24 protein-coding genes are annotated in these 25,363 nt (G+C 69.3%); 15 read left to right on the plus strand and 9 right to left on the minus strand.

Annotation, left to right across the window (positions count from 1 at the left end; all coding sequences use genetic code 11):
• Nucleotides 1–34: 34 nt before the first annotated feature.
• The 4 genes from QZ772_RS21115 to QZ772_RS21130 form a co-directional block, all read right to left on the minus strand.
• A complete protein-coding gene (locus QZ772_RS21115; protein ID WP_295530561.1) occupies nt 35–454 on the minus strand; it encodes a type II toxin-antitoxin system VapC family toxin in 420 nt (139 codons plus the stop codon).
• Between the two features lie 3 nt (nt 455–457).
• Nucleotides 458–709: a type II toxin-antitoxin system Phd/YefM family antitoxin gene (locus tag QZ772_RS21120; RefSeq protein ID WP_017760147.1), complete on the minus strand. Its 252-nt coding sequence runs from the start codon at nt 707–709 to the stop codon at nt 458–460.
• A 155-nt stretch (nt 710–864) separates the two neighbouring features.
• Nucleotides 865–1,059 (minus strand): hypothetical protein, encoded by a 195-nt coding sequence (locus tag QZ772_RS21125; RefSeq protein WP_295530564.1) that lies wholly within the window; start codon nt 1,057–1,059, stop codon nt 865–867.
• A complete protein-coding gene (locus QZ772_RS21130; RefSeq protein WP_114801744.1) occupies nt 1,056–1,241 on the minus strand; it encodes a DUF1328 family protein in 186 nt (61 codons plus the stop codon). The genes QZ772_RS21125 and QZ772_RS21130 overlap by 4 nt, the downstream gene beginning before the upstream one ends.
• Nucleotides 1,242–1,470: 229 nt before the next feature.
• Between QZ772_RS21130 and gstA the strand changes: the two genes are divergently transcribed.
• Together gstA and QZ772_RS21140 are read left to right on the plus strand one after the other, a co-directional pair.
• Nucleotides 1,471–2,079 carry a glutathione transferase GstA gene (gene gstA / locus QZ772_RS21135; RefSeq protein ID WP_295530566.1) on the plus strand — a complete coding sequence of 203 codons (609 nt, stop codon included), beginning with the start codon at nt 1,471–1,473 and terminating at the stop codon, nt 2,077–2,079.
• A gap of 183 nt (nt 2,080–2,262) precedes the next feature.
• Nucleotides 2,263–3,372 (plus strand): alkene reductase, encoded by a 1,110-nt coding sequence (locus QZ772_RS21140; RefSeq protein WP_295530570.1) that lies wholly within the window; start codon nt 2,263–2,265, stop codon nt 3,370–3,372.
• An 88-nt stretch (nt 3,373–3,460) separates the two neighbouring features.
• Here QZ772_RS21140 and QZ772_RS21145 read toward each other — a convergent pair whose 3' ends face one another.
• The gene (locus QZ772_RS21145; protein WP_295530573.1) at nt 3,461–5,722 is read right to left on the minus strand and encodes a cation-translocating P-type ATPase; all 2,262 of its coding nucleotides are present in this window, start codon (nt 5,720–5,722) and stop codon (nt 3,461–3,463) included.
• A 178-nt stretch (nt 5,723–5,900) separates the two neighbouring features.
• Here QZ772_RS21145 and QZ772_RS21150 point away from each other — a divergent pair, with 178 nt between their 5' ends.
• From QZ772_RS21150 to QZ772_RS21170, 5 genes are all read left to right on the plus strand, one after another.
• Nucleotides 5,901–6,107, plus strand: coding sequence for a heavy-metal-associated domain-containing protein (locus QZ772_RS21150; protein WP_295530576.1), 207 nt, complete (start codon nt 5,901–5,903; stop codon nt 6,105–6,107).
• A 31-nt stretch (nt 6,108–6,138) separates the two neighbouring features.
• Nucleotides 6,139–6,585: a Cu(I)-responsive transcriptional regulator gene (gene cueR, locus QZ772_RS21155; RefSeq protein ID WP_295530579.1), complete on the plus strand. Its 447-nt coding sequence runs from the start codon at nt 6,139–6,141 to the stop codon at nt 6,583–6,585.
• A gap of 1,168 nt (nt 6,586–7,753) precedes the next feature.
• Nucleotides 7,754–8,557, plus strand: a complete 804-nt coding sequence (creB, locus tag QZ772_RS21160) for a two-component system response regulator CreB (protein ID WP_295530582.1) — start codon at nt 7,754–7,756, stop codon at nt 8,555–8,557.
• Nucleotides 8,554–10,023, plus strand: a complete 1,470-nt coding sequence (gene creC / locus QZ772_RS21165) for a two-component system sensor histidine kinase CreC (RefSeq protein ID WP_295530585.1) — start codon at nt 8,554–8,556, stop codon at nt 10,021–10,023. The genes creB and creC overlap by 4 nt, the downstream gene beginning before the upstream one ends.
• A gap of 67 nt (nt 10,024–10,090) precedes the next feature.
• Nucleotides 10,091–10,480, plus strand: a complete 390-nt coding sequence (locus QZ772_RS21170) for a DUF4440 domain-containing protein (protein WP_295530588.1) — start codon at nt 10,091–10,093, stop codon at nt 10,478–10,480.
• Nucleotides 10,481–10,568: 88 nt separating this feature from the next.
• Here QZ772_RS21170 and QZ772_RS21175 read toward each other — a convergent pair whose 3' ends face one another.
• On the minus strand, nt 10,569–13,013 hold the full coding sequence (locus QZ772_RS21175) for a penicillin-binding protein 1A (protein ID WP_295530591.1): 2,445 nt from the start codon (nt 13,011–13,013) through the stop codon (nt 10,569–10,571).
• A 344-nt stretch (nt 13,014–13,357) separates the two neighbouring features.
• On the opposite strand from QZ772_RS21175, the gene QZ772_RS21180 reads away from it, so the two are divergent.
• The 6 genes from QZ772_RS21180 (at nt 13,358) to proC (ending at nt 19,932) form a co-directional block, all read left to right on the plus strand.
• The gene (locus QZ772_RS21180; RefSeq protein WP_295530594.1) at nt 13,358–15,424 is read left to right on the plus strand and encodes a VIT and VWA domain-containing protein; all 2,067 of its coding nucleotides are present in this window, start codon (nt 13,358–13,360) and stop codon (nt 15,422–15,424) included.
• 17 nt (nt 15,425–15,441) lie between these two features.
• Nucleotides 15,442–16,326 (plus strand): exosortase Q, encoded by an 885-nt coding sequence (gene xrtQ, locus QZ772_RS21185; RefSeq protein ID WP_295530597.1) that lies wholly within the window; start codon nt 15,442–15,444, stop codon nt 16,324–16,326.
• Nucleotides 16,313–16,891 (plus strand): hypothetical protein, encoded by a 579-nt coding sequence (locus QZ772_RS21190; protein WP_295530600.1) that lies wholly within the window; start codon nt 16,313–16,315, stop codon nt 16,889–16,891. The genes xrtQ and QZ772_RS21190 overlap by 14 nt, the downstream gene beginning before the upstream one ends.
• 27 nt (nt 16,892–16,918) lie before the next feature.
• Nucleotides 16,919–18,199: a biosynthetic peptidoglycan transglycosylase gene (locus tag QZ772_RS21195; RefSeq protein ID WP_295530603.1), complete on the plus strand. Its 1,281-nt coding sequence runs from the start codon at nt 16,919–16,921 to the stop codon at nt 18,197–18,199.
• Between the two features lie 239 nt (nt 18,200–18,438).
• On the plus strand, nt 18,439–18,792 hold the full coding sequence (locus tag QZ772_RS21200; RefSeq protein WP_295530606.1) for an alpha/beta hydrolase: 354 nt from the start codon (nt 18,439–18,441) through the stop codon (nt 18,790–18,792).
• 321 nt (nt 18,793–19,113) lie between these two features.
• Nucleotides 19,114–19,932 (plus strand): pyrroline-5-carboxylate reductase, encoded by an 819-nt coding sequence (gene proC, locus QZ772_RS21205; RefSeq protein ID WP_295530609.1) that lies wholly within the window; start codon nt 19,114–19,116, stop codon nt 19,930–19,932.
• Nucleotides 19,933–20,029: 97 nt separating this feature from the next.
• Here proC and QZ772_RS21210 read toward each other — a convergent pair whose 3' ends face one another.
• Nucleotides 20,030–20,830 (minus strand): alpha/beta fold hydrolase, encoded by an 801-nt coding sequence (locus QZ772_RS21210; protein WP_295530612.1) that lies wholly within the window; start codon nt 20,828–20,830, stop codon nt 20,030–20,032.
• A 30-nt stretch (nt 20,831–20,860) separates the two neighbouring features.
• Nucleotides 20,861–21,847: a tripartite tricarboxylate transporter substrate binding protein gene (locus tag QZ772_RS21215; protein WP_295530615.1), complete on the minus strand. Its 987-nt coding sequence runs from the start codon at nt 21,845–21,847 to the stop codon at nt 20,861–20,863.
• 135 nt (nt 21,848–21,982) lie between these two features.
• On the opposite strand from QZ772_RS21215, the gene QZ772_RS21220 reads away from it, so the two are divergent.
• Complete coding sequence (locus QZ772_RS21220; RefSeq protein ID WP_295530618.1) at nt 21,983–22,969, plus strand: LysR family transcriptional regulator; 987 nt, start codon at nt 21,983–21,985, stop codon at nt 22,967–22,969.
• Nucleotides 22,970–23,056: 87 nt separating this feature from the next.
• On the opposite strand, the gene QZ772_RS21225 is transcribed toward QZ772_RS21220, so the two are convergent.
• Nucleotides 23,057–23,956 carry a LysR substrate-binding domain-containing protein gene (locus QZ772_RS21225; RefSeq protein WP_295530621.1) on the minus strand — a complete coding sequence of 300 codons (900 nt, stop codon included), beginning with the start codon at nt 23,954–23,956 and terminating at the stop codon, nt 23,057–23,059.
• Nucleotides 23,957–24,163: 207 nt separating this feature from the next.
• Here QZ772_RS21225 and QZ772_RS21230 point away from each other — a divergent pair, with 207 nt between their 5' ends.
• The gene (locus tag QZ772_RS21230) at nt 24,164–25,363 is read left to right on the plus strand and encodes an acyl-CoA dehydrogenase (RefSeq protein ID WP_295530624.1); all 1,200 of its coding nucleotides are present in this window, start codon (nt 24,164–24,166) and stop codon (nt 25,361–25,363) included.

A 25,363-nucleotide genomic window follows, 5' to 3' on the forward strand; every position in this document is an offset into this window, starting at 1 on the left:
GTGGATGTCTCGAAAAGAAGGTGTCGGAGGTGGCTCAGGCCTCGATCAGCTCGGTGCGCAAGCCGACGGCCGCGGCTGCGGCCGCCTGGCGCCGGTCGGCCGTCACGAACAGGTCGACGCCGGCCGCCTGTGCCGTGCCGATCGGCAGTGCATCGAAGGCGTGGAGCCGGGTCGCTTCCATGGCCGCCATGGCCAGCGCCTCGACGCGCCGGTCCATCGCCATGCACTCCAGCTCGGCAAAGTCTTCGTGGATGACCGCCATGATGCGGCGGTAGTCCTCATCGGCCAGCACGCCTTCGTGGCGCTGCCGGTTGAGGGCGCTGGCAATCTCGGCCTTGCAATGGGCCGCCACCACCACGGCGGAGGCCTGGTCGCTCAGTGCGAGCAGTTGCTCACGGCCGGGTTCGGCGATGTAGCGCTTGGCCAGCGCCGAGGCATCGAACAGAACGCGCATGGCTCAGGCGCCCCGCTCGCGCTCGTCGATGATGAGCTGGGCGCCCGTGCGGCCATCGGGGCGCACCAGCTGCAGCGGTTCGATGGGCTGCTTCCAACGCGGAACGCGGGCCACCGGCTCGGCCGCCTCGCCCACTGGCACCAGGTCGGCTACCGGCCGGCCGTGGCGCAGGATGCGCACGCGCTCGCCACGCTCGACGAGATCGAGCATGGCCGACGCATTGGCACGGAACTCACTCAGAGGAAGGGTGTGCATGAATGTACAAAATCAGCGTTTTGTACATTCTAGAAAGGACCGCAATTCCTTCGCCGCCGAAGGGTGTGCGCGCCTGCCCCAAAAGCAAAGAGCGCAGGGATCGCCTGCGCTCTTTTGTCGGTAATGGGAACTGCAGTCCCTTCAAGTCCGGTCACTCAGGCTGCAGCCAGTTCGCGAACGTGTTGGACCGCCTTGATCGCCGCACGCTTGCGCCGGCTCACAGGCAATTGCCAATTGCGCTGGGTGACGTCGATGACATGACGTACCCGCTCCTTGGGCGACACCAACGCGCCGATCCGGCGCGTCCCTGCAATGGAACGGAGGATGTCCAGCGTGTCCACGGTGTTCAATCCAGCACCTTCTTGGCAGCGCCCACACCCAGGGCGGCCAGCACCACGAAAACCACGGCCATGAGCAGGAACAGGCCGAACAGCAGCTTGGCGATGCCGGCGGCACCGGCGGCCACGCCGCCAAAACCCAGGGCACCCGCCACCAGGGCGATCAGGGCAAAGATCAGTGCGTACTTGAGCATGGTTGACTCCTTTGTCGTCTCGTTGTGCGGCGAGCGTTCGACTGAGCCTGCCGCGGTGCCTGAAGCGTAGTGAAGGCCTGTGCACCAACCTGGACAGTGCCCCGCCCAAGACCCCGTAGGACAAGCTCGCGCGCCGATCCAAGTACATTCGCGCTGCCGTGCAGGCCGCCACCGGACTGCATGCCGCCCTCTCGCTTCCAGACCTTTTCCAACAGAAGGAGCCCTTTCCATGAAGCTGTACTACTCCCCCGGCGCCTGTTCGCTCTCCCCGCACATCGCCCTGCGCGAGGCCGGCCTGGCCTTCGAACCGGTGCTGGCCAGCACCAAGTCGCACAAGCTGCAGGACGGCACCGACTACTACGGCATCAACCCGCTGGGCTACGTGCCGATGCTGGAACTGGACGACGGCACCCGCCTGCGCGAAGGCCCGGCCATCGTGCAGTACATCGCCGACCAGGTTCCGACCAAGAATCTGGCACCCGCCAATGGCACCCTGCAGCGCTACCGCCTGCAGGAATGGCTGACCTTCATCGGCACCGAGATCCACAAGGGCTTCAGCCCGCTGTTCAACCCGGCCGTGCCCGAAGACACCAAGAAGGTCTTCGCCGACAAGCTGCGCACCCGCTTCCAGTGGCTGGACAGCCAGCTGGAAGGCAAGGAGTACCTGATGGGCGAGCACTTCAGCGTCGCCGACGGCTACCTGTTCACCACCGTCAACTGGGCCAAGCCGATGAACATCGACCTCAGCGCCTACAAGCACCTGCTGGCCTGGCATGCGCGCGTGGGTGCGCGCCCTGCCGTACAGGAAGCGCTCAAGGCAGAAGGCCTGCTGAAGTAAGGCGGCGTCCATCAGTCAACAAGGACGGGCGACGTGCCAAGGCGCGACGCCCGCTTTTTTTTTTGGGCAGCGCGGCCGGCACGCCTACACCGAAAACCACAACCCTGCCGTAGCGCCGTCACTGGCCCTGACCTACCCTGCCGCCTTCGTCTTTCTCATCTCCACCTCTACATCGATCGAGCCATGAGTTCTTCCCTCTTCGACCCCGTCCAGGCCGGCGACCTCCAGCTCGCCAATCGCATCGTGATGGCGCCGCTGACGCGCAACCGTTCGCCCAACGCCATCCCCAAGCCGATCACCGCCACCTATTACGCGCAGCGTGCCACCGCCGGCCTGCTGATCACCGAGGCCACCGCCATCAGCCACCAGGGCCAGGGCTATGCCGACGTGCCGGGCCTCTATGGCACCGAGCAGCTCGACGGCTGGAAGCGCGTCACCCACGCGGTGCATGAGGCGGGCGGCAAGATCGTCACCCAGCTGTGGCATGTGGGCCGCGTCTCGCACGACAGCCTGCAGCCCGACGGCCAGCCGCCGGTCGCACCCTCGGCCATCGCCGCCAAGACCAAGACCTACCTGATCGACGCGCAGGGCAATGGCAGCTTCGCGCCCACCTCCACGCCCCGCGCGCTGGACCTGGAAGAGCTGCCCGGCATCGTCCACACCTTCGCGGCCGCCGCCCGCAATGCGGTGGAAACCTGCGGCTTCGACGGCGTGGAAATCCATGCCGCCAACGGCTACCTGCTGGACCAGTTCCTCAAGGACGGCGCCAACCAGCGCACCGACGACTACGGCGGCAGCATCGAGAACCGCGCGCGACTGCTCCTGGAAACCACCCGCGCCGTGGTCGACGCGGTGGGCGGCGGCAAGGTGGGCATCCGCCTGTCACCGGTCACCCCGGCCAACGATATCGTCGACAGCGATCCGCAGCCGCTGTTCGACCATGTGGTGCGGCAACTGGGCCCGCTGGGCCTAGCCTATGTGCATGTGATCGAAGGCGCCACCGGCGGCCCGCGCGAGGTGGAAGGCCGTCCCTTCGACTATGACGCGCTCAAGAAGGCCTACCGCGAGGCCGGTGGCAAGGGCGCCTGGATGGTCAACAACGGCTACACCCGCGAACTGGCCGAAGAAGCGGTGAAGAAGGGCGCCGATCTGGTCGCCTTCGGCCGCCCCTACATCGCCAACCCGGACCTGGTGCGCCGCCTGAAGGAGAACGCCCCGCTCAACACGCCGGACACGAAGACCTTCTACGGCGGCGGCGAGAAGGGCTACACCGACTATCCGACGCTGAGCTGAGCGCTTGCGGGGGCCAAACAGCCGCCGATGCCTCTGCCCAGCCGTTCGGGCTGAGCCTGTCGAAGCCTCGCGCGGCGCTTCGACGCGCTCAGCGTGGCCGGCTTCTTTTCAGCAGGAGCGCATTGGCCATCACGCTGACGCTCGATGCCGCCATGGCCGCCCCTGCCACCACCGGGCTGAGCAACCCGAAGGCCGCAAACGGGATGCCGACCACGTTGTAGGCAAAGGCCCAGAACAGGTTCTGCCGGATCTTGGCCCCCGTGCGGGCCGACAGGTCGAAGGCCTGTGCCACGAGGGCCAGATTGCCGCGCATCAGGGTGATGCCGGCGGCTTCCATGGCCACGTCGGTGCCATTGGCCATGGCCAGGCCCACGTCGGCTGCGGCCAGCGCAGGCGCGTCGTTGGCGCCGTCGCCCACCATGGCGACCACGCGTGCGCCGCCTTCCTTCAAGGCCGCCACGGCGGCCGCCTTGTCGGCCGGCAGCACCTCGGCGCGCACATCCTCGGCAGCGATGCCGACGCGCCGGGCCAGCGCCTGTGCGGCACGCACGTTGTCGCCGGAGATCATCACCACCCGCAACCCGCGCGCACGCAGGGCCGCCACCGCCTCCGCCGCGCCCGGCTTGGGCCCATCGGTGAAGCCGAGCAATGCCTCGACCGCCTTCACCCGCTCACCCTCCGCATCCAAGCTCAGCAGCGCGGACACCGAGGAACCTGTGGACAACAGTGCCTCGACCTTTTCCGGTGGCAAGGCAGCACCCAATTCCTCGCACCAGCGCAGGCTGGCGAGCGCCCAGGGCGCGCCGTCGATCACGGCGCGTATCCCGCGACCCGGCACGGCGCAAACATCACGCACCTCATCGGGCGCGAGGCCCCGCGACTTCGCGGCCTCCATCACCGCCCGGGCGAGCGGATGTTCGCTGCCCTGCTGCAGCGTGGCGGCGATGCGCAGCACCTGCCCTTCGTCCAAGGTCCCCGTCGCGTCGAGCCGGCTGAGCCGCGGCTGTCCCCGCGTAAGCGTGCCCGTCTTGTCGAAGGCCACCGTGTCCACCCGGTGTGCGCGCTCCAGCGCCGTCGCGTCCTTGATCAGGATGCCGTGACGCGCGGCCACGCCGGTACCCGCCATCACCGCCACCGGCGTCGCCAGGCCCAGTGCGCAAGGGCAGGCGATCACCAGCACGGCCACCGCGTGGATCAGCGCCGTTTCAAGCGGCGCACCGCCCAGGAACAGCCAGCCCAGCAGCGTCAGCAGAGCCAGGCCCAGCACGACCGGCACGAAGACGGCGGCCACCCGGTCCACCAGCCGCTGGATCGGCGCCTTGGCGGCTTGCGCGTCCTCCACCAGCCGGATGATGCGGGCGAGCACGCTTTCCGTGCCGACTGCCAGCACTTCCACCACCAGCCGGCCGGCCCCATTGACCGAGCCGCCCGTCAAGCGGGCGCCGGCCGACTTGGCCACGGGCAGCGGTTCGCCGGTGAGCATGGATTCGTCCACCTCCGACTCGCCTTCCAGCACACGCGAATCGGCCGGGATGCGTTCGCCGGGCCGCACGGCCAGCCGGTCGCCCACCATCACCTCGGCCAGCGGCACATCGCTTTCCTCGGTGCGGCGACCACGCGACTGAAGCAAGTGCGCCGTCTCGGGCCGCAGTTGCTGCAGCGCGCGGATCGCCGAGGTGGCCTGCCGCCTGGCCCGCGCCTCCAGCCACTTGCCCAGCAGCACCAGCGCGATCACGACCGACGAGGCTTCGAAATAGAGATGGGGTTCGCCCCCGTGCGCGCCATGCAGGCGGGCGCGCCACCAGAGCCACAGCGACAGCCCGAAGGCAGCGCTGGTGCCCAGGGCGACCAGCAGGTCCATGTTGCCGGTGCCAGCCCGCGCCGCATGCCAGCCGGCCCGGTAGAAGCGCGCGCCCAGCACGAACTGCACCGGCGCCGCCAGCAACAGTTGCAGCCAGGCAGGCAGCATCCAGTCCAGCCCGAAGGGCATCCCCAGCATGGGCAGCACCAGAGGAAAGGACAGCAGCAGCGCCGCGGCCACCGGGCCGAATCCTGCCCATGGCCCCGCCTCCGCTTCTGCCTGCGTCGCCTCGGCACTGCGCGGTTCGTAGCCGGCCTGCCGGATGGCGCGTCGCAGCCGGAGTGCGGCATCGGCACCGTCGTCACCCGACCAGCGGACGCGGGCCGATTCCGTCGCCAGGTTCACGCTGGCCTCCTGCACACCCGGCACTTGGCGCAGGGCCTTTTCCACCCGGGCCACACACGAGGCACAGGTCATGCCGCCGATGCCGAGGTCCAGCGTCTGCGCGGTCGTTTCGGCGGTCGCGATGTCGATCGAAGAAGCGTTCATGAGCCCAAGGCTACGGCTTGACGCCATGGCAAGGTCAAGCACGCGTTGTCGCGCTGACGGAAATCGAAGGCCATGGTGCCGCGGCAGCACCGAATTTGTTGCCTTGACCTTCACATCGTGTCAAGGTCCACACTCCAGGGTGTTCCCTTTTTTTTAGGCCCTCCACCAGGTTTTTTTTATGACTTCTCCTCTTCATGTCTTCCAGGTCAGCGGAATGAGCTGCCAACACTGCGTCCGTGCCGTCACCCAGGCGGTCCAGGATGTCGATCCCGATGCCGAGGTGCGCATCGATCTGCCGGCCGGCCGCGTCGAGGTGCAGAGCGCCGAAGCCCCCGCCGCACTGCAGGACGCGATCCGCGAAGCGGGCTATACCGTCCAAGGCTGACGCCTTTTTCCTCACGGAACCCGGTCCGGCCGTGGCCCCCCGTTCCTCCTCGCCGTCCACAGCGACGGCCCCACCGCTCACCATCGGCCAGGCCGCCGCCCGCTCCGGCGTGTCGGCCCGCATGGTGCGCCACTACGAGACGCTGGGGCTGCTGCCCGCCGTCTCGCGCACCGACGCCGGTTATCGCCTCTACGGCGATGCCGACGTCCACTCCCTCCGTTTCATCAAGCGGGCCCGCGACCTGGGCTTCTCCATCGACGAGATCCAGCAGCTCGTCGGCCTCTGGCATGACCGCAGCCGCTCGAGCGCGGATGTGAAGCGCATCGCCCGCACCCACCTCGACGACCTGGACCGGCGCATTGCCGAACTCCAGGCCATGCGCGGCACGCTCGCCCACCTGGTCCATGGCTGCCGGGGCGACCATCGGCCCGACTGCCCCATCCTCGAAGACCTGGCAGGAAGCGGCCAGCCGCGCTGAACACGCGTCGGATCGCCCAGGCCCGGTGATCCGGCCGGGCGAATGTGTGCTTCGCGGCCTTCGATCACGCCACACGAACGCTTGCGCGAAGCCGCGGAAAGCCTCCGTTTGTGGAAAAGCGGCCGCTCTACCCCTGAACGGCGCTCAAGAAGCCGTATTGTCCGCTTCTCCCCAGCTGGACTGGATAACTTTGTGGGCAACTCGCGCGTTGTCTTGTAAAGCCACTGCAAGTCCTTGATATCAATGGACTTTCAACAATCTGCACAAATAATCAGCAGTGCATATTCAAGGCGTCCAAAGCCCAATCCCACATTTGCACCCCCCTTGTCAAAGGACAACTGTGGGGATGAATCCGGCACAACTGCCCGGTTATCCACACGCGAGGGCGGACGGCCGGCATTTGTCCCCATCGGCGCGACATCCACGAAGCAACCCTGCCCACATGGGCCAAGGAAGGCCAAATGCCTGTCCGGCCGAGGGATTCGTGGGTTTTCCACAGGCCGGTGGCTTCCTTATCTATTACGACTATTCAGATATTGAAGATGAAGGAAGGAAAACCGGGACAACGGGCGCCCGCAAAAAAAGTGGGGATGTCGCGGCGCGCCGATCCGATGGCACGCTGCAACCGGTCCGACGGAGAACGACCGATGCGACGCCGGCTTCGGGACGCCGAAACCGCCGTCTGTCCCCATATTCGTTGGACAACTTTGTGGGCAACTGTCGGACTGCCTTGTAAAGCCATCGCAACTCGTTGATCTACAACACATATCTTTGGTCTGCTCATATTTTTGGCAGTGCATAGTTTGGGCCGGCGTTGGCGCTTGGCAGCCACAAAGCAGACGCCCTGTCAAAGAACAACTCTGGGGACCACTGTGGAACAAGCGCCGTCTTATCCACAGCCAGGGCGCTTCGGCCGAGGTTGTTCGCCCACCCACGACAGCACGGACGCAGGGTTGCCCACATCCGTCGCTCGACGCCAAATCCTTGGCCGGCCGGAAAAAACCATGGTTATCCACAGGCCGAGAGCATCCTTACCTATGACGACTAATGTTGAAATAAAAGAAAAGAACAAAGTCAGGACAACTCCTGCGCCGGGCGTCAAAGCGCAATTCACGGTCTTTCCGAAATCGCTGGGTGCCCTGCGTCCGCACCGCTACGATCCGCCCCCATGCCGAATCCACCCCCTGCCGTCGCCACGGCCCCGACCGCGCCATCGGTCGGGGTTCGGCCGCGCATCCTGGTGGCGGAGGACGAGCCGGGCATCGCCGACACGGTGCAGTACGTGCTGCGCAGCGACGGTTTTGCGCCGGTGTGGTGTGCCACCGGTGGCGCAGCCCTGGCGGAATTCGCCGCCGAGCCGCCGGCGCTCGCCATCCTGGACATCGGCCTGCCCGACATGAACGGCTTCGACCTCTTCCGGCGACTGCAGGCCCTGCCGGGCGCGGCGGACGTGCCCATCGTCTTCCTCACGGCCCGCACCGACGAGATCGACCGCGTGGTGGGGCTGGAGCTGGGGGCCGACGACTACATCGCCAAGCCCTTTTCGCCGCGCGAACTGGTGGCCCGGGTGCGGGGCATCCTGCGGCGCAGCCAGCGGGCGGGTCCAGGTGCTGCGATGCCGGTGGCGACACCGGCCACGGCGCCGCAGGCACCCGCCCTGCCCTTCGTGGTCGACGACGAACGCCTGCAGATCCGCTACTACGGCCGCGTGCTCGAGCTGTCGCGCTACGAATTCGGCCTGCTGCGCCTGCTGGTGCAGCGCCCGGGCCGTGTGTTCAGCCGCGAAGAACTGCTCGACCGCGTCTGGGGCGGCGACAGCGAGAGTCTGGACCGCACTGTCGACGCCCATGTCAAGACCGTGCGCGCCAAGCTGCGGGCCATGGCGCCCGAGGTCGAGGCCATCCGCACCCACCGCGGCACCGGCTACGCGCTGCACGAAGACCTGCCGCCGTCCACGCCCCTGGTCCCATGATGCGTTCGCCGAGCCGGCGCACCCGCATCTTCCTGGCCGTCCTGCTGATCTACGTGGCCGGCATCACCTGGCTGCTGTGGCGGGTGGTGGGCGACATCGATCCGCGCTACCGCGAATCGGCCGAGGAGGCGCAGGTGGAGATCGCCCAGCTCATGGCCACGCTGGTCGAGCAGGACGTGATCGCCGGCGCCATCGACACCCGGCGGCTGGAGCCGCTGTTCCGCGCCCTCTACGCGCGTGAGTTCTCGGCCCAGATCTACAACCTGCACAAGCAGAAGGTGGAACTGCGCGTCTACGTCACCGACCGCAGCGGCCGGGTGATCTACGACTCCACCGGCCGGGCCGTCGGTGCCGACTATTCGCGCTGGATCGACGTCAGCCGGACGCTGGCCGGCAGCTACGGCGCCCGGGCCACGCGCGACGTCGAGGCCGATCCCCTCAGTTCGGTGCTCTACGTGGGCGCACCCATCCGCTGGGCCGGCGAGATCGTCGGCATGGTGGGCGTGGGCAAGCCGGTGCAGAGCTTCGGCCAGTTCGTGGAAGACGCCCGCCAGCGCGTGGTCTGGGTCGGTGCCGGTTCGGCGGCGGCGCTGCTGGTGCTGGCGCTGATCGTCTCGGTGTGGCTGGTGCGGCCCTTCGGCCTCACCGCCGACTACATCCGCTGGCTGCGCACCCAGCGGGGCTTCCATCCGCTGCGCATGCTGCGGCGCGCCGCCGCCATGGCGCGCGGCGCGTTGCAGGAGATGGGCGACGCGTTCACCGGCCGCAACTACGTGGCTGACTATGTCCAGACCTTCACCCACGAGATCAAGAGCCCGCTTTCGGCGATCCGCGGCGCTGCCGAGCTGCTGCAGGAGGCCGGCATGCCGCCCGAGGAGCGGGAGCGCTTCCTGGCCAACATCGGCCGCGAGAGCGAACGCATCCAGCAGCTGGTGGACCGCATGATGGAGCTCACCGCGCTGGAGACGCGCCGCGTGCTCGACCAAGTGCAGCCCGTGGCTCTGGGCGCCCTACTGCGCGAGGCCGCCCAGGGCGTGGCACCGGCCGCCGCGCGCCGTGGCGTCGTGATCGACGTCCAGGGCCTGCGCGAGGACCTGGGCGAGGTGCATGCCGAAGGCGATCCGCTGCTGCTGCGCCAGGCCGTGGGCAACCTGCTGGACAACGCCATCGATTTCTCGCCCGAGGGCGGCACCGTGCGCCTCAGCCTGCGGCTGCAGGGCCGGCGCGGCGTGGTCTCGGTGCGCGATCAGGGGCCGGGCATCCCGGCCTATGCGCAGGCACAGGTCTTCCAGAAGTTCTATTCGCTGGCGCGGCCGCACAGCCAGAAGAAGAGCACCGGCCTGGGGCTGGCCTTCGTGCGCGAGATCGCGGCGCTGCACGGCGGCAGCATCGCGCTCGGCAATGCCGAAGGCGGCGGGGCGCTGGCCACGCTCACCCTGCCGCTGATCAGCGGGCCGGTGCGCTGATGCGGCCCGGTGGTCACGCGCGGACCCGCGGTGCGTCCCTTTCCGTTCCACGACGAGCCCTGCTGCCATGACCCCGCATGACCACCACGACCTGTGCGCCCACTTGCAGAAGCTGGAGGTGGAACTGCACCATCCTGGCCTGCCCTGCGACGCCGGCCGGCTTCAGGCCTTGCTCCACGCGGATTTCCATGAAGTGGGCCGTTCGGGCCGGCCCTATGACCGCACCACCGTCCTGGGCTACCTGTCGCAGGTGGTGGCTCCGCCGACGGTCGTGTCTTCCGACTTCCGCGTGGAACGCCTCGCCCCCGATGTCGCCCTGCTGCACTATCGCTCGGTGCAGCGACCGGCCGATGGCGGGGCCGACCTGCGTACGCTGCGGTCTTCGCTGTGGCTGCGAGGCGCCGGCGGCTGGCAGCTTCGCTATCACCAGGGCACGCCCGAGGCCGCGCAGGATTGAACCGCGCAGGCCGCCATGCCGGTTCGGACAGTGGCCATGAAAAAACCCGGCCTCGGCCGGGTCGTCGCGAAACGCAGCGCGGTGCGTCTCAGCGGAACATGTTCAGGATCCGGTTGCGCTCGTCCTGTTGTGCAGGTGCGGCAGGCTGCCCGGGCTGGGCAGGCAGGACCGGAATCACCGGCTGGTTGCCCCAGGACGGCGCAGGGCCGGTCGTCGGGGCGCTGCTGTTGACCTCCACCGGCGTGATCGGCGTGAGGGCGGCTTCCACCCCGAGCGATTGCACGCCCTGGCCGTTGGCGTATTCGTCATACATCCATTCGCCGCTGGCGTTGGTGACGCCGGGCGGCACGTCCAGCTTGGCCACCGGCACGCCCTTGAGCGCACCCTGCATGTAGCGTGTCCAGGCCGGCAGCGCCAGACTGCCGCCGGTCTCGCCGCGCACGCCGAGCTGGCGCGGCGTGTCGTAGCCGATCCAGGCCACGCCCACGCGGGTCGGCTGGAAGCCGGCGAACCAGGCGTCGTGCGAGTCGTTGGTGGTCCCGGTCTTGCCGTACAGGTCGTCGCGCCGCAGCGTGGTGTAGGCGCGGCGGCCAGTGCCGTTCTTCACCACGCTGTTCAGCAGCGTGTCAATGACGAAGGCATTGCGCGCGGGGATCACACGCCCCGCTTCGTCGGCGGGCTTGGGCGGCGTGTCCTCCAAAACCTGATCGCGGGCATCGGTGATGCGGGCGATCAGGCGCGGTTCCACCTTCAGCCCGCCGTTGGCGAAGACCGAGTAGGCCGTCGCCATCTGCAGCGGTGTCACCGAGCCGGCGCCCAGGCCCATGGTGAGGTAGGCCGGGTGCTTGTCGGCCGCGAAGCCGAAATGCGTGATCCATTCCTGCGCATAAGCCGGCGTGATCGCGTCCAGCACGCGGATGGTCACCACGTTCTTCGACTGCTCCAGCGCCTGCCGCAGTGTGATCGGGCCGGCGTAGCTGTTGTCGTAGTTCTTGGGCTCCCAGGGCGCGCCTCCGGTGGCCGCGGCATCGAAGGACAGCGGTGCGTCGTTGACGATGGTGGCGGGCGTGAAGCCCTTCTCCAGCGCGGCCGAGTAGATGAAGGGCTTGAAGCTGGAGCCCGGCTGGCGCCAGGCCTGCGTGGCATGGTTGAACTTGTTCTTGTTGAAGTCGAAGCCGCCCACCAGCGCCTTGATGGCGCCATCGCGCGGGTCCATGGCCACGAAGGCGCCTTCGACCTCGGGCAGCTGGGTCACTTCCCAGCTGTTCTGCGGGCCCGAACGTGCGATGCGCACGATGCTGCCGCGGCGGATGCGCAGCGGCTCGGCCGCCTTCTCCACCAGGCCACGCTGCACCGCCTGCAGGCCGCGGCCGGTGATTTCCACCGAGTCGCCGTTGGCGCGCACGGCCACCAGCTTGCGCGGGCTGGCCTCCAGCACCACCGCGGCCATCATGCCGCCGCTGTCGGGCTTGTCGGAGAGGGCATCGTCCACGGCCGTGTCCACATCGGTGCCGTCGGCAGGCAGTTCGACGAAGCCCTCGGGGCCGCGGTAGGGCTGCCGCTGCTCGTAGTCGACGATGGCTTCGTGCAGGCCGTCGTAGGCTGAACTCTGATCATTCCGTGCCACGGTCGTGTAGACCTTGAAGCCCTTGGTGTAGGTGTCGTCGCCGTACTTGGCCACCATCTGCTGGCGCACCATCTCGGCCACATAGTCGGCATGCAGCTGCGACGGATCGCCGGCATCGCGCAGCTTGAGCGGCTCCTGGCGGGCCTTGGCGGCGTCGGCCTCGCTCAGGTAGCCGGTCTCCACCATGCGGTTGATCACGTACTGCTGGCGGGCCACCGCGCGGCGCGGGTTGGCGATGGGGTTGTTGCTGCTGGGCGCCTTGGGCAGGCCGGCCAGCATGGCGGCCTCGGCCACCGTGATGTCCTGCAGCGGCTTGCCGAAGTAGGTCTGGGCGGCGGCCGCAAAGCCGTAGGCGCGGTTGCCCAGGTAGATCTGGTTCAGGTAGATCTCGAGGATCTGGTCCTTGGTCAGCTCGTCCTCAAGCCGCCAGGCCAGCAGCGCCTCCTTCAGCTTGCGGGTGAAGGTGCGCTCCGAGCTCAGGAACATGTTGCGCGCCACCTGCTGGGTGATGGTGGAAGCGCCCTGCCGCACGCCCCCATGCAGTGCGTTGGAGATCACCGCCCGCGTCAGGCCGATGGTGTCGAGTCCGCCATGCTGGTAGAAGCGCGCGTCCTCGGTGGCCAGCACCGCGTCCTTGAGCACCTTGGGGATCCTGTCGATGGGCACCAGCTGCCGGCGTTCCTCGCCGAACTCGCCGATCAGGTCGCCGTCGGCGGTGAACACGCGCAGCGGTAGCTTGGGCTGGTAGTTCTGCAGCGTGCTCACGTCGGGAAGCTGGCGCGACATCAGCGCCGCGGCAATGCCGACGATGGCGGCGCCGCAGACCACCGCGGTGGCACTGCCGATGGCGGTCCACTTGGCGGCTCGGCGCAGGCGGGGATCGGACAGACGGTCTTTGAAGGACATGGGAAAGAAACAGGAAGAGGTCGGCCGGCGGGAGGGAAGGCGAGCATGCCCGCCCGCCGGAAGGCCGCCGTAACAAGGCGTTGCCTGCACGCCGGCAGGCGCGCAAGCCTCGCGCTGTCACGGCAGCCACGCTGTCGGACGGCGGCAGCATTCTCGGTGCGGCGGGTGCCACGCCGTCGGCAGGGCCATCGTCGCCGCGGATCTTGAAAGGAGGCTGAAGGGCGCTGCACACGGACTTCACACAAGCTTCACATGGCGCGTGGGGCTTCATCGGCCCTTCCTTCTGGCTTCGGATGCCGCGCGGACAGTCCTTCCCATCGCAGACACCGAGGAAGGAACCGACCATGAATCCAAACTTGTCCTGGCGCCGCCGGCGCAGTCCCGAAGCCCGCGGCTGCGGCCTGTGGGCGTTCACGGCGCTGATGGCGCTGGCCGCCTTTGCGTTGCTGGTGTGCCGGCCCGTCCTTGCACAGGAAACTGGCAACGATGCCACCGCGAGCCCCTATCTGGTGGTGCAAAGCGACACCCCCGGCACCGACCGCCTGCCCCTCAAGCGAACCGACGTCGACGTGCGCATCGCCGGGGTCATCGCCGACGTGCGGGTGACGCAGACCTACCGCAACGAAGGCGAGCGCACGCTGGAGGCGCGCTACGTCTTTCCCGGCTCCACGCGCGCGGCCGTAGGGGGCATGAACGTGCGCATTGCCGACCGGCTGATCACGGCGCAGATCCGCGAGAAGCAGCAGGCGCGGCTGGAATACCAGGAAGCGAAGCAGGCCGGCCAGACGGCTGCGCTGCTCGAGGCCGAGCGGCCCAACGTCTTCCAGATGAACGTGGCCAACATCCGGCCGGGCGACGAGGTGCGTGCGGAACTGCGCTACAGCGAGCTGCTTCTGCCGCAGTCGGGTCGCTACCAGTTCGTCTACCCCACCGTGGTGGGCCCGCGCTACTCGGGCACGGATGGAGGCGGGGGACCTTGGAGCGCCCAGCCCACGCTGCCTGCCGGCACGGCCAGTGCCGCGGCCTTCTCGCTCAAGCTGAGCCTCGATGCGCCGCTGCCGCTGGCGGACATCCGTTCGTCCAGCCATGCGCTGGCCATCCAACCCGGGCCCGACGACCGGCATGCCACCCTCACCTTGCGCGAGGATGGCCGGCCGCTGGCCAACCGCGACTTCGTGCTCGACTTCGCGCTCGCCGGTGAGCGCATCCAGTCGGGCCTGATGCTCTATCCGGGCAGCGGGGCGGATGCGGAGAACTTCTTCCTCGCGATGGTCGAGCCGCCGCGCGCCGTGGCCGCCGAGCGCATCGTGCCGCGCGACTACCTTTTCGTGGTGGACATCTCCGGCTCCATGCACGGCTTTCCGCTGGACACGGCCCGCGCTCTGCTCGAGCGGCTGATCGGCGGCCTGCGGCCCAGCGACACCTTCAACGTGATGCTGTTCGCTGGCAGCAACCGCATGTTGTCGGCCCGGTCGGTGCCGGCCACGCGGGCCAACATCGAGCGGGCGCTCAGGACGCTCACCGACATCCAGGGCGGCGGCAGCACCGAGCTGATCCCGGCCTTGCGCCAGGCCTATGCCCAGCCCAAGGCCGAGGGGGTCTCGCGCAGCATCGTGGTGGTGACCGACGGCTACGTCACCGTGGAGCGCGAGGCCTTCGCGCTGGTGCGCGAGCATCTGGACCAGGCCAACCTGTTCGCTTTCGGCATCGGCTCCTCGGTCAACCGGCACCTGATCGAGGGTCTGGCTCGCGCCGGCCGTGGCGAGCCCTTCGTCATCACCGATGAACGGCAGGCACCCGAGCAGGCGGCACGCTTCCGTCGCATGGCGGAGTCGCCCGTGCTCACCGGCCTGAAGGCGCGCTTCGAGGGCCTGGAGGTGTACGACGTGGAGTCGGCCCATCTGCCCGATGTGCTGGGCGAGCGGCCCGTGGTGCTGTTCGGCAAGTGGCGCGGTGCGCTGCGCGGCCAGCTGGTGGTGGAAGGCCGCAGCGCCGAAGGCGCGTGGCGCCAGGTGCTGCCGGTGGACGCAGGCAGCCTGGCCCCGCAGGCCACGGCCCTGCGCGCCCTGTGGGCCCGCGACCGCATCGCGGCACTGGACGACCAGGAGGGCCTGGAAGGCAGCGGCCAGCAGCGCGAAGCCATCACCGCGCTGGGGCTCAAGTACAGCCTGCTCACGGCCTACACCAGCTTCGTCGCCGTCGACCAGGTGGTGCGCGGTGCGGGCGATGCCGGCACGACGGTCGATCAGCCTCAAGCCTTGCCCGAAGGTGTGAGCGAACTCGCGCTGGGCATGCCGGTGCCGGCCACGCCCGAGCCCGAGACGCTGGGCGCCGTGGCCGTGGCGCTGGGCATGCTCGCCATGCTGCGTCGCCGGTTGTGCCGGCACGATGCGCGGCGGATGACCGCCTGATCGAGGGAGCAACGCCAATGAACCTCGTCGATTGGGCGGGCCGCCATCCCCGCAGCCTGGAGGCGGCGATCCGTCTCGACCGCCTGCCGCCCGTGTTGTGGCTGGTCGCCACCGCCCTGGTGCTCTGGCCCACCTGGCTCTGGATGGGCGCCCGCATGCTGGACCGTTCGGACGATCCACTGGGCCTGCTGGCGTTGGGTGCGCTGTGCCTGTTCGCGTGGCGGTCCCGGAGGGCGCTGCGCGCATCGCCGCGGCTGGGCCTCTTGTCGGTGGCTGCGCTGGGTGTGCTGGCGTCTTCACTACTGCGGGCCGGCAGCGTGCTGCCACCGCTGGCCACCGGCCTGCTGGCCGTGCTGGCCATGGCCTGCGCGCTGCTCGCCTTCCTGCCGATTGGGCAGCCCGCTTTGCCGGTGCTGGGCCTCGCGGTGCTGGCGTTGCCGCTGCTGTCCTCGTTGCAGTTCTATGCGGGTTATCCGCTGCGGCTGGTCACGGCCGAGGCGGCGCGTTGGCTGTTGGCACCCTTCTTCGTGGTCGAGCGCGCTGGCAGCAGCCTGTGGATCGATGGCCGGCTGGTGATCGTGGATGCGCCCTGCTCCGGCGTGCAGATGGTGTGGATGGGGTACTTCACCGCCTGCGTGGTGGCGCTGTTCATGACTCGGATGGACGACCGCGCCTTCCTGCGCCGGCTGCCCGTGGTCGGGCTGGTGGTGCTGGGCGGCAATGTGCTGCGCAATGCCCTGCTGGTGGGCCTGGAGGGCGCCGGCCATGCGCCCGGGCCGCTGCTGCATCAGGTTCTGGGGCTGGCGCTGCTGGCCGTGGTGTGTGGCGCGATCGGGCGGCGCATGCTGCGCACGGCACCGCAAGACCTGGGCCTCGGAAAGGACCGCCATGCGTTGGCCTGACGTCTTCGCGCCTTCGCCCTGGCGCAACCACTTCGCGCACCGTGTGCTGCACAAGCTGGCGTTCGCATTCGCGCTGGCGGCCGGCCTGTTGGCCAGTTTCTGGCCGCTGGGGCAGGACGGCCTTGCGTCCTCGTCCTCGTACGCAGCCTCGCCCGAGTGGCCCCCCACCTGGGACGGCGCGCCGTTGAGGCCGCAGGCGCTCGGCGAGGTGGAAGCCCGCTTCGCCCGGCACTTTCCCGGCCACATCGCCCGCTTCACCGATGGCCGGCGGGTGCTGGTGATGCGGCAGGTCGAGCGTGCCACGCGCCTGCTGCATCCGGCCGAGGACTGCTGGCGCGCGCTGGGCTATCGCGTCGTTCAGGCCCGGCTCGAACACGACGCACGCGGCCGGCTGTGGCGCTGCTTCCACGCCGAGCGCACAGGCAGCGACACCCAGCGCGTGTGCGAGCGCATCGAGGATGCCGCCGGCCAATCTTTCACCGACACTTCCGCCTGGTACTGGGCCAGCTGGCGCGCGAGCGCCGCCGGGCCCTGGACGGCGGTGACCGTGGTCTCGCCGCCATGAACGACACGACAGACAACGGGACGCGATGTGAACAAGGGGCTGCGTTTGCTGCTGTGGGGCCTGCTGGCCCTGCTGCTGACGGCAGCGGTGGCGGCCGTGGCGGTGGTGCGCATCGCGCTCGCCCCGGCCAAGGACGAATGGGCGGTGGACTGGCGCGTGGGTCCGTTCACGGTGCCCGTGGGCGTGCCCACGGTGCTGCGACTGGCCACCTCGCCCTGGATCGCACCGCGGCTGGACGGCCGCCGGCTGCAGACGGCGCAGGGGCCGATCGACCTGCGCTGGGACGCGCCGCGCGAGCAGCTGGCCCTGCGCTGCGCACCCTGCCGCATCGGCCTGACCGCCATGGGCTCACAGCCTCTTCAGCTGACCGAACTTCGCTTGACCGCGCGTCGCGAGGTGGACGTGCTGCGCGGCGAGGTCGACGCGGTGCCGACCAGCGCGAGCACCGAAGGCCTGCACGGCCGCTGGCAGGGCCGGCTCACGCAGCGTGACCTGCACCTCGACGCCAGCTTCGACGAGGCGCCCATCGCCCGCTGGTACGCCGTGCTGGCGGCCGGCATGCCCGAGCTGGAACGCGCCCGCATCGGCGGCACGGCGTCTGGCCGCCTGCAGGTGCAGCTGCCCTCGGGCACGCTGGGGCTGCACCCGCGCATCAGCGGCTTCAGCGTCGAGGGCCTGGGCACCGAGGCGCTGCTGAACGCGCGCAGCCAGTGCGGCCCGGCCGCCAACCTGAAGGCCGACAGTTGGCTGGCCCGTGCCGTCGTCGCGGCGGAGGACCAGCGCTTCTTCCAGCATCCGGGCTTCGACCTGATCGAGTTGCAGGCCGCCTTCGACCGCAACCAGAGCAAGGGCGCTGTCGAGCGCGGCGGCAGCACGCTCACGCAGCAGCTGGCCAAGGTGCTGGTGACCGGCAGCGAGCGTAGTCTGCAGCGCAAGCTGCGCGAGCTGCTCTATGCGGTGGATATGGAGCAGCAGCTGGGCAAGGCCCGCATCCTGCAGCTGTACCTGGACCATGCGCCCTGGGGCCGCGTCTGCGGCGCCGAGGCAGCGGCGCGTTTCTACTTCGGTCGTCCGGCGGCGCGGCTGGAGCCGGCCCAGGCGGTATGGCTGGCGGCCATGCTGCATGCACCGAGCGCCGCCGCCGAACGCTGGCAGCGTGAGGGGGGCCTCGACCCGCAGCGCGTCCAGTGGGTGGCCGAGGGCATCCGCGGCATCAGCCGCGGCCAGCGCGAGGCGCTGTTGCGCAGCGTGGCACAGGCGCGTTACCCCTGGCCGGGCGCCCCGTTGCCCTCATCGCCCGCTCGCTGAACGTCACGTCTTCGTGGCTTCCTGCCACGCGCAGGTCCGGGTAGACGTAGGAACAATCCCACAGGCGGCCGGCCTAGATTGTTTCCCGATCATGAACAGCACGTTCGGCAACGACCAGGGTTTTCCCTAGATGAGAGGTCCACAATTCATCTCACGGGCCAGCGATTGAACGCAGACCCGAAGCCGGTGGGGCAGGTGCCCCGCCAGCTCTGTTCAACGCTCTGCTTAGGAGAAAAATCATGACCAAGACCTCGAAGATCATCGCCCTCGCCGCTCTGTCGTTCGCCGCTGTTGCCGGCGCCAGCGCCGAGGAATACCAGGGCGTCATCGCCCCCGTGTCGGCCTTCAGCCGCGCCGAAGTGAACGCCCAGGGCGTGCAGGCTGCTCGCGCCGAGCAGAACCTGGAATACGCCGGCCAGCAAGTCGCCGTTGCACCGGCCGCTCCCCGCAGCCGTGCCGCCGTGCAGGCCGAAGCCGTGGCCGCTGCCCACAACCCGACCTGGAACCTGGATTCCAAGGCCTTCGTGAACAGCAAGATCCCCACGCAGTACACGCAAGGCAGCCTGTCGGTCTATCGCAAGGCCGGCCTGTAAACAGGCCGCCACGCCACGCCGTGCGATTCCTAAGGGATCGGTAGCGCGTGGCGATCCCCCGGCAGAACGGGATGGAGGCGGACCGGGCCTGACACCGGGTTCGTTTTCCATCTCCTCAGGCGGGCACCGCCTGTGAAAGAGGTCCGGGATGGGGCCTGGGAGGCGCCTGACTGCAGCCGGCATGCGAAAGCGTGCCGGCTTTTTCGTTGTGCGCGCGACCGCAGCCGCCCTCGGCACAGCGAGCGGGAGGACGCGGCGAGGCCGGCGCACGACAATGCCGCCCGACTCGTCTTTCCCACCCTCCTTCTCACCGCATCCCTCATGAAAGTCCTGTTCCTCGGTTACGGCAACATGGGCCGCGCCCTCGGCGAGGCCTGGCGCGACAGCGGTCGCATCCAGACCCTGCTGGCCATCGATCCCGCGCCCCTGCCTGAAGGCGCTTCGCCGGTGCCCGGCCGCCATGCCAGTGTGCAGGCGCTGCAGTCCTCCGGCGAAGCCGCAGGCGGCGTGGATCTGGTGGTGGTGGCCGTGAAGCCAGCCATGGCGGCCGGCGCCCTGCGCGCGCTGCCGGCAGACTGGCTGAGCCAGGCCGTGGTGGTGAGCGTGGCCGCTGGCGTCACCGTCGCCACACTGGAAGCTGCTCTGCCCCTGGGCACGCCGGTCATTCGCGTCATGCCCAACACACCGGCCATGCTGCGAGCCGGCTGCACCGGGCTCTATGCCGCGCCCGGCGTGGACGAGGCCCGGCGTGAGCAGGTCGGCGCCCTGTTCGCCACCGTGGGCAGCGCGCATTGGGTGGACCAGGAGTCGCACATCGACTTGGTCACCGCCATCAGCGGCAGCGGCCCCGCCTATTACCACCTGTTCAGCGAGGCGCTGGCGCAGGCCGGCGTGGCGCTCGGCCTGTCGCCCGAACTGGCCCGCGCGCTGGCGGCCGACACGGCCTGGGGCGCTGCCGCGCTGCAGCACCACCAGCCGGATGCCGATTTTGCGGCCCTGCGCCGAGCCGTCACTTCGCCCAACGGCACCACGGCGGCGGCCATCGCGGTGTTCGAAGAGGGTGAGGCCCTGCGCGCGCTGGTGAAGAAGGCGGCCGAGGCGGCGCACCGGCGCGCCGTCGAACTCTCGGCGGGCGGCTGACCGCGCGTCTGCGCTGCGGCTCGCGACTTCGGTTGTTGCTTCGATTGCGGCATGCGGATGGCCCGCAGACCGTAGGGTGAAAGCGGACGCCGGACGTTCAGGTGGCGCGCCGCGCCAGGAAGTCCAGCACCGCCGCGTTGAAGACGCGCGGCTGCTCGAAGTAGGCCGAGTGCCCCGCATCGGCCACCACCACCAGCTCGCTGCTGGCCACCCGTTCGTGGAACTCGCGGGCCACGGCCACCGGCACGATCGGATCCTGGTCGCCCACCAGGAAGAGCGTGGGGCAGGCCAGTGCGTCCAGTGCAGCCAGCGGAATCAGCCGGTCGGGCGCCATCAGCCCCTGCAGCGCCGCGCCCCAGTCGGCGGCGGGAATCGAATGGGCGCTGGGGTTGAAGTGGTTGATCTGGGCGTAGAGCGCGGCCTTTTCCGGCTCATGGTCCAGGAACCAGCGACCGAGCGAACGCTGCTCGATGCTCACCGCCTTCTGCGACAGCTGGCGCGTGGCCAGGATGTCCAGCAGCACGGGATGGTCCACCGCCAGCGACGTGTCGCAGGCCGCGAAGGCCGCCACCCGCCCCGGATGCGTCAGCGCGAGCTTCAGTCCGATCATGCCGCCGAGCGACTGGCCCACCACCCGCACGCGCTCGATGCCCTCCTGGTCGAGGATGGCGATCACGTCGTCCACGAACAGTGGCAGGTCGAACTCGGCCAGCGGCGCGGCCGAGCGCCCGAAGCAACGGATGTCCATCGTCAGGCAGCTGTAGCGGCCAGCGAAGGCCGGCAGTTGCTGCCACCAGGTGGCGGCATTGGAACCGGCTCCGTGGCAGAACAGCACGGCCGGGCCGTCGCCCTGGCGTTCGTAGTAGATGGCGCGGCCGTGGGAAGTGACGAAGGGCATGGATGTGCGGGTGGAAAGAAGAAAAGGACCTCAGTTGGCCTTGAGGTTGAGGCTGCGCACCAGCTGGCCCCAGCGCTCGGTGTCGGTGCGCACCAGCTGCATGTATTGCTCGGGCGTGGTGGACAGCACCGTCATGCCCTCGAACTCGAGCTGCTTGCGCGTGGCCGGATCGGCCTGTGCGGCCGTCAACGCTGCATGCAGCCGCCGCACGATGGGCGCGGGCGTGCCCTTGGGGGCCGACAGGCCGATCCAGGCGCTGACCGTGAGCTGCGGATAACCCAGCTCCGCGAAAGTGGGGACCTGCGGTACCAGCGGGCTGCGTTGCGCGCTGGACACGGCGAGCACCTTGAGCTTGCCTGCCTGCACCGGGGCGAGCGCGCTGTTCAGCGGAATCACGATCATCGGCACCACGCCGGCCAGCACGTCCTGCAGCGCCGGCGCGCCGCCCTTGTAGGGCACATGCGTCAGCTTCACGCCGGTCGCGCGCTGCAGTTGCTCCATCACCAGGTGGCCGGTGCTGCCGGCGCCCGAGCTGGCGTAATCGAACTTGCCGGGCTCGCGTCGGGCCTGCTGCACGAAGTCGTTGAAGTCCTTGAAGCCGGCATCGGGCCGGGCGACCAGCCATTGCGCGCCTTCGCCGATGCTGCCGATGTGCTCGAAGTCGCGCACGATGTCGAAGCCGATGCCGTCGTACATGGATTGCGCAATGGCGTTGAGCGAGCCGGTGGCCACCAGCGTGTAGCCGTCGGGTGGCGCCGAAGCCGCCATCTGCGTGCCCACGATGTTGCCGGCACTGGCCTTGTTGTCGATCACCACCGGCTGCTTGAGCACCTGGCTCATCTGCTGGGCCAGCGGCCGGATGGTGCGGTCGTAGGGCCCACCGGCCGGGGCCGGCACGATGATGCGGATGGGACGGCTCGGCCAGTCGGCGCTGCCGCCCTGGGCGTGGGCGGTGGTGGCCGTGGCGAGAAGGGCGCCCAGGGCGGCAAGCGCGCGCCGGCGGTCGGGGGAATGCATGGTCGTGTCTCCGGAATGGGTGGCGCGTGGACGCGCTCGCAGGCCGCGGTGCGGCAGATGGAACCGGCATCTTCATCGCCGCAGCGATCAGCGACCAATTAAATCGGGCGGCCAGTCATTAGACTTTGCGATGGCATGACGACCCCGCCCCTGGCCACCACCCTGCTCAATCGCCTGCTCGCCCGCGGCAAGTTCCGCCATGTGCAGGTGCTGCTGCAGCTGGCCGAGCTGGGCAGCGTGCAGCGCACGGCCGATGCCATCGGCATGACCCAGTCCGCCGTCACCCAGACGCTGGCCTACCTGGAGCGGCTGCTGGACGTGCGCCTGTTCGAGCGCCACGCCCGCGGTGTGCGGCCCACGCCGGCCTGTACCGACCTGCTGCCGGTGGCCCGCCAGCTGATGCTGGGCATGGCCGACGTGGCGGGCGCAGTGGATGCGCGGCGGCGCCAGGGGCTGGGCTTCGTTCGGGTGCTCGCGTCGGTCTCCGCCATCCATGGCGTGCTGGTGGATGCGCTGCCCGCCTTCGCCCAGGTGCAGCCGGCCATCCGGGTACAGCTGGCCGAGGCGGAGGGCGAGGACCAGTTGCTGGCCATCGCCCGCGCCGAGGTCGACCTGGTGGTCTGCCGCCGGCCGGGGGCCATGCCGCAGGGCTGGGAATTCCATGCGTTGCGCAAGGACCGCTTTGCCGTGGTCTGCCGCGCGGACCATCCGCTGTTGGCCGATCCCGCCGTCCTTGGCGGCTCACCCGCGGCCGGTCTGCCGGCCGATCAGGCCTGGGCAGCGCTCGCGGCCCATCCCTGGCTGCTGCTGCCGGCCGGCGTGGCCGCACGCGGGCATTTCGACGCGCTGTGCGAGCGCTTCGGCCGCACGCCGCCGATCTATCCGGTCAGCACCCGCTCGCTGCCGCTCATGGGCTGGCTGCTGCGCCACCAGCCGCTGCTGGCACTGCTCCCGCTGAACCTGGCGCGGCCCTGGCTGGCGACCGGCGAGCTGCGCGAGCTGGCACTGCCCGACATGGCTGCCATCGAGCCCATCGGCCTCCTGCAGCCGCAGTCGGGCATGGGCGAGGCGGCCCTGGCGCTCAGCGAGTTCCTGCGCAGGCGGATCGGGCCCGGCGACTGAACGGCCGTCCGGCGTGTGGGGTCGGCGTGGGATCGAAGGGCGCGGGTTGCCCGGCCTCCGGCGGCCGACCGCCGCGGTCCCGACGGCTCAGGTCGCCGCCTGCCCCACCAGCCACTGCCGGAACAGCGCGAGCGCCGGCCGTGCATCGTCCACCGCCGGCTCCACCAGGTAGTGGCTGCGCTCCCCGCGCAGCGGGCGCGGGCAGGCGATGGCCAGTTCACCGCGGGCCAATTCGGCTTCGATCAGCAGCGGCGGCAGCAGCGCGATGCCCAGCCCATGTGCCGCCGCCACCGCCAGCATCGAGAAGAGTTCGTAGCGCGGCCCGGCGCCGCCGCGCGGGTTGTCCACACCCTGTGCCTCGAACCACTGCCGCCAGCCGTCGGGCCGGGTGCTCTGCTGCAGCAGCGGCAGGCGCGCCACCTGCGCCGGCGTGAGGGCGGCGCGGCCGTCCATCAGCGCGGGACAGCACACCGGCACCACCTCCTCGTGCCGCAGCAGCGTGTGGCGCGTGCCGGCCCAGGTCGCGGCCTGCTGCGGCGTGCCGGTGTAGAGCGCGGCATCGAAGGGCGTGTCGTTGAAGAGGAAGGGCCGCGTCTGCGTCTCGATGTGGACGGTGATGTCCGGATGCGCCTTCGCCAGCAGCGGCAGCCGCGGGATCAGCCAGCGCGTGGCCAGCGTGGGAACCGCCGCCAGCTGCAGCGAGCCGCCGGTGCCCTGCCGGGCCATGGCGTCCAGCGTGTCGCGCTCCATGGCGTCGAGCTGGCGGCGGATCTGCCGCGCATAGTCGGCGCCCGCCGCCGTGAGCTGCACGCCGTGGCGGGTGCGGCGGAACAGCGCCAGGCCCATGAAGGCCTCCAGCGCGCCGATCTGGCGCGAGACGGCGCTCTGCGTCAGGGCCAGCTCTTCGGCGGCGCGGGTGTAGCTCTCGTGCCGGGCCGCGGCCTCGAAGCAGGCCAGCGCCTGGGTGGAGGGGATCTTGCGTCGCATGGTCCGGTTCAACGGTGAAGGTATGCCGTCGCTACATAGTTGATGACGGCTCTCCGCACAGCTGAGCCGCGGCACATTGTCGCGAGATATGAGAGACGCGCATGCCTGGGTGCCGATTTCTCGTTTGCGCCGATGTTGGCGCCGGGCGTACGATGCCGCGCATCCCCCGCAACCTGCAGCCGCTCACGCGCACGGAGACCGCACGCCATGGCCACCAAAGCCGCCTTCCACTGGGACGATCCCTTCCTTCTCGACCAGCAACTGACCGACGACGAACGCGCCGTGCGCGAGGCGGCCAATGCCTACTGTCAGGACAAGCTGGCGCCGCGCGTTCTCGAGATGTTCCGCGGCGAGAAGACCGACCTGTCGATCTTCCGCGAGATGGGCGAGCTGGGCCTGCTGGGCCCGACGATCCCCGAGCAGTACGGCGGCCCCGGCCTCAACTACGTCTGCTACGGCCTGATCGCCCGTGAGGTCGAGCGCGTCGATTCCGGCTACCGCTCCATGGCCAGCGTGCAGTCCTCGCTGGTGATGGTGCCCATCTACGAATTCGGCACCGAGGCGCAGAAGCAGAAGTACCTGCCCAAGCTGGCCAGCGGCGAATTCATCGGCTGCTTCGGCCTGACCGAGCCCGACCACGGCTCCGACCCCGGCAGCATGGCCACCCGCGCCTACAAGACCGACGGCGGCTACCGCCTCAAGGGCAACAAGATGTGGATCACCAACTCGCCGGTGGCCGACGTCTTCGTCGTCTGGGCGAAGGAAGTGAGCGAAGGCGGCGCCGTCGGCCCGATCCGCGGCTTCGTGCTCGAGAAGGGCATGAAGGGCCTGTCGGCCCCGGCCATCCACGGCAAGGTGGGCCTGCGCGCCTCCATTACGGGCGAGATCGTCATGGACGATGTCTTCGTGCCCGAAGAGAACGCCTTCCCCGAGGTGCAGGGCCTCAAGGGCCCCTTCACCTGCCTGAACAGCGCCCGCTACGGCATCAGCTGGGGCGCCATCGGTGCTGCCGAGGACTGCTTCCACCGCGCGCGCCAGTACGTGCTCGACCGCAAGCAATTCGGCCGGCCCTTGGCCGCGAACCAGCTGATCCAGAAGAAGCTGGCCGACATGCAGACCGAGATCACGCTGGGCCTGCAGGGCAGCCTGCGACTGGGCCGCATGAAGGACGAGGGCGTCGCCGCGGTCGAGATCACCTCGATCATGAAGCGCAACAACTGCGGCAAGTCGCTGGACATCGCCCGCCTGGCGCGCGACATGATGGGCGGCAACGGCATCAGCGACGAATTCGGCGTGGCGCGCCATCTGGTGAACCTGGAGGTGGTCAACACCTACGAGGGCACGCACGACGTGCACGCGCTCATCCTGGGCCGCGCGATCACGGGTATTGCAGCATTCAGCAACTGA

The organism is uncultured Pseudacidovorax sp., assembly GCF_913773995.1.
GTDB lineage: Bacteria > Pseudomonadota > Gammaproteobacteria > Burkholderiales > Burkholderiaceae_C > Xenophilus.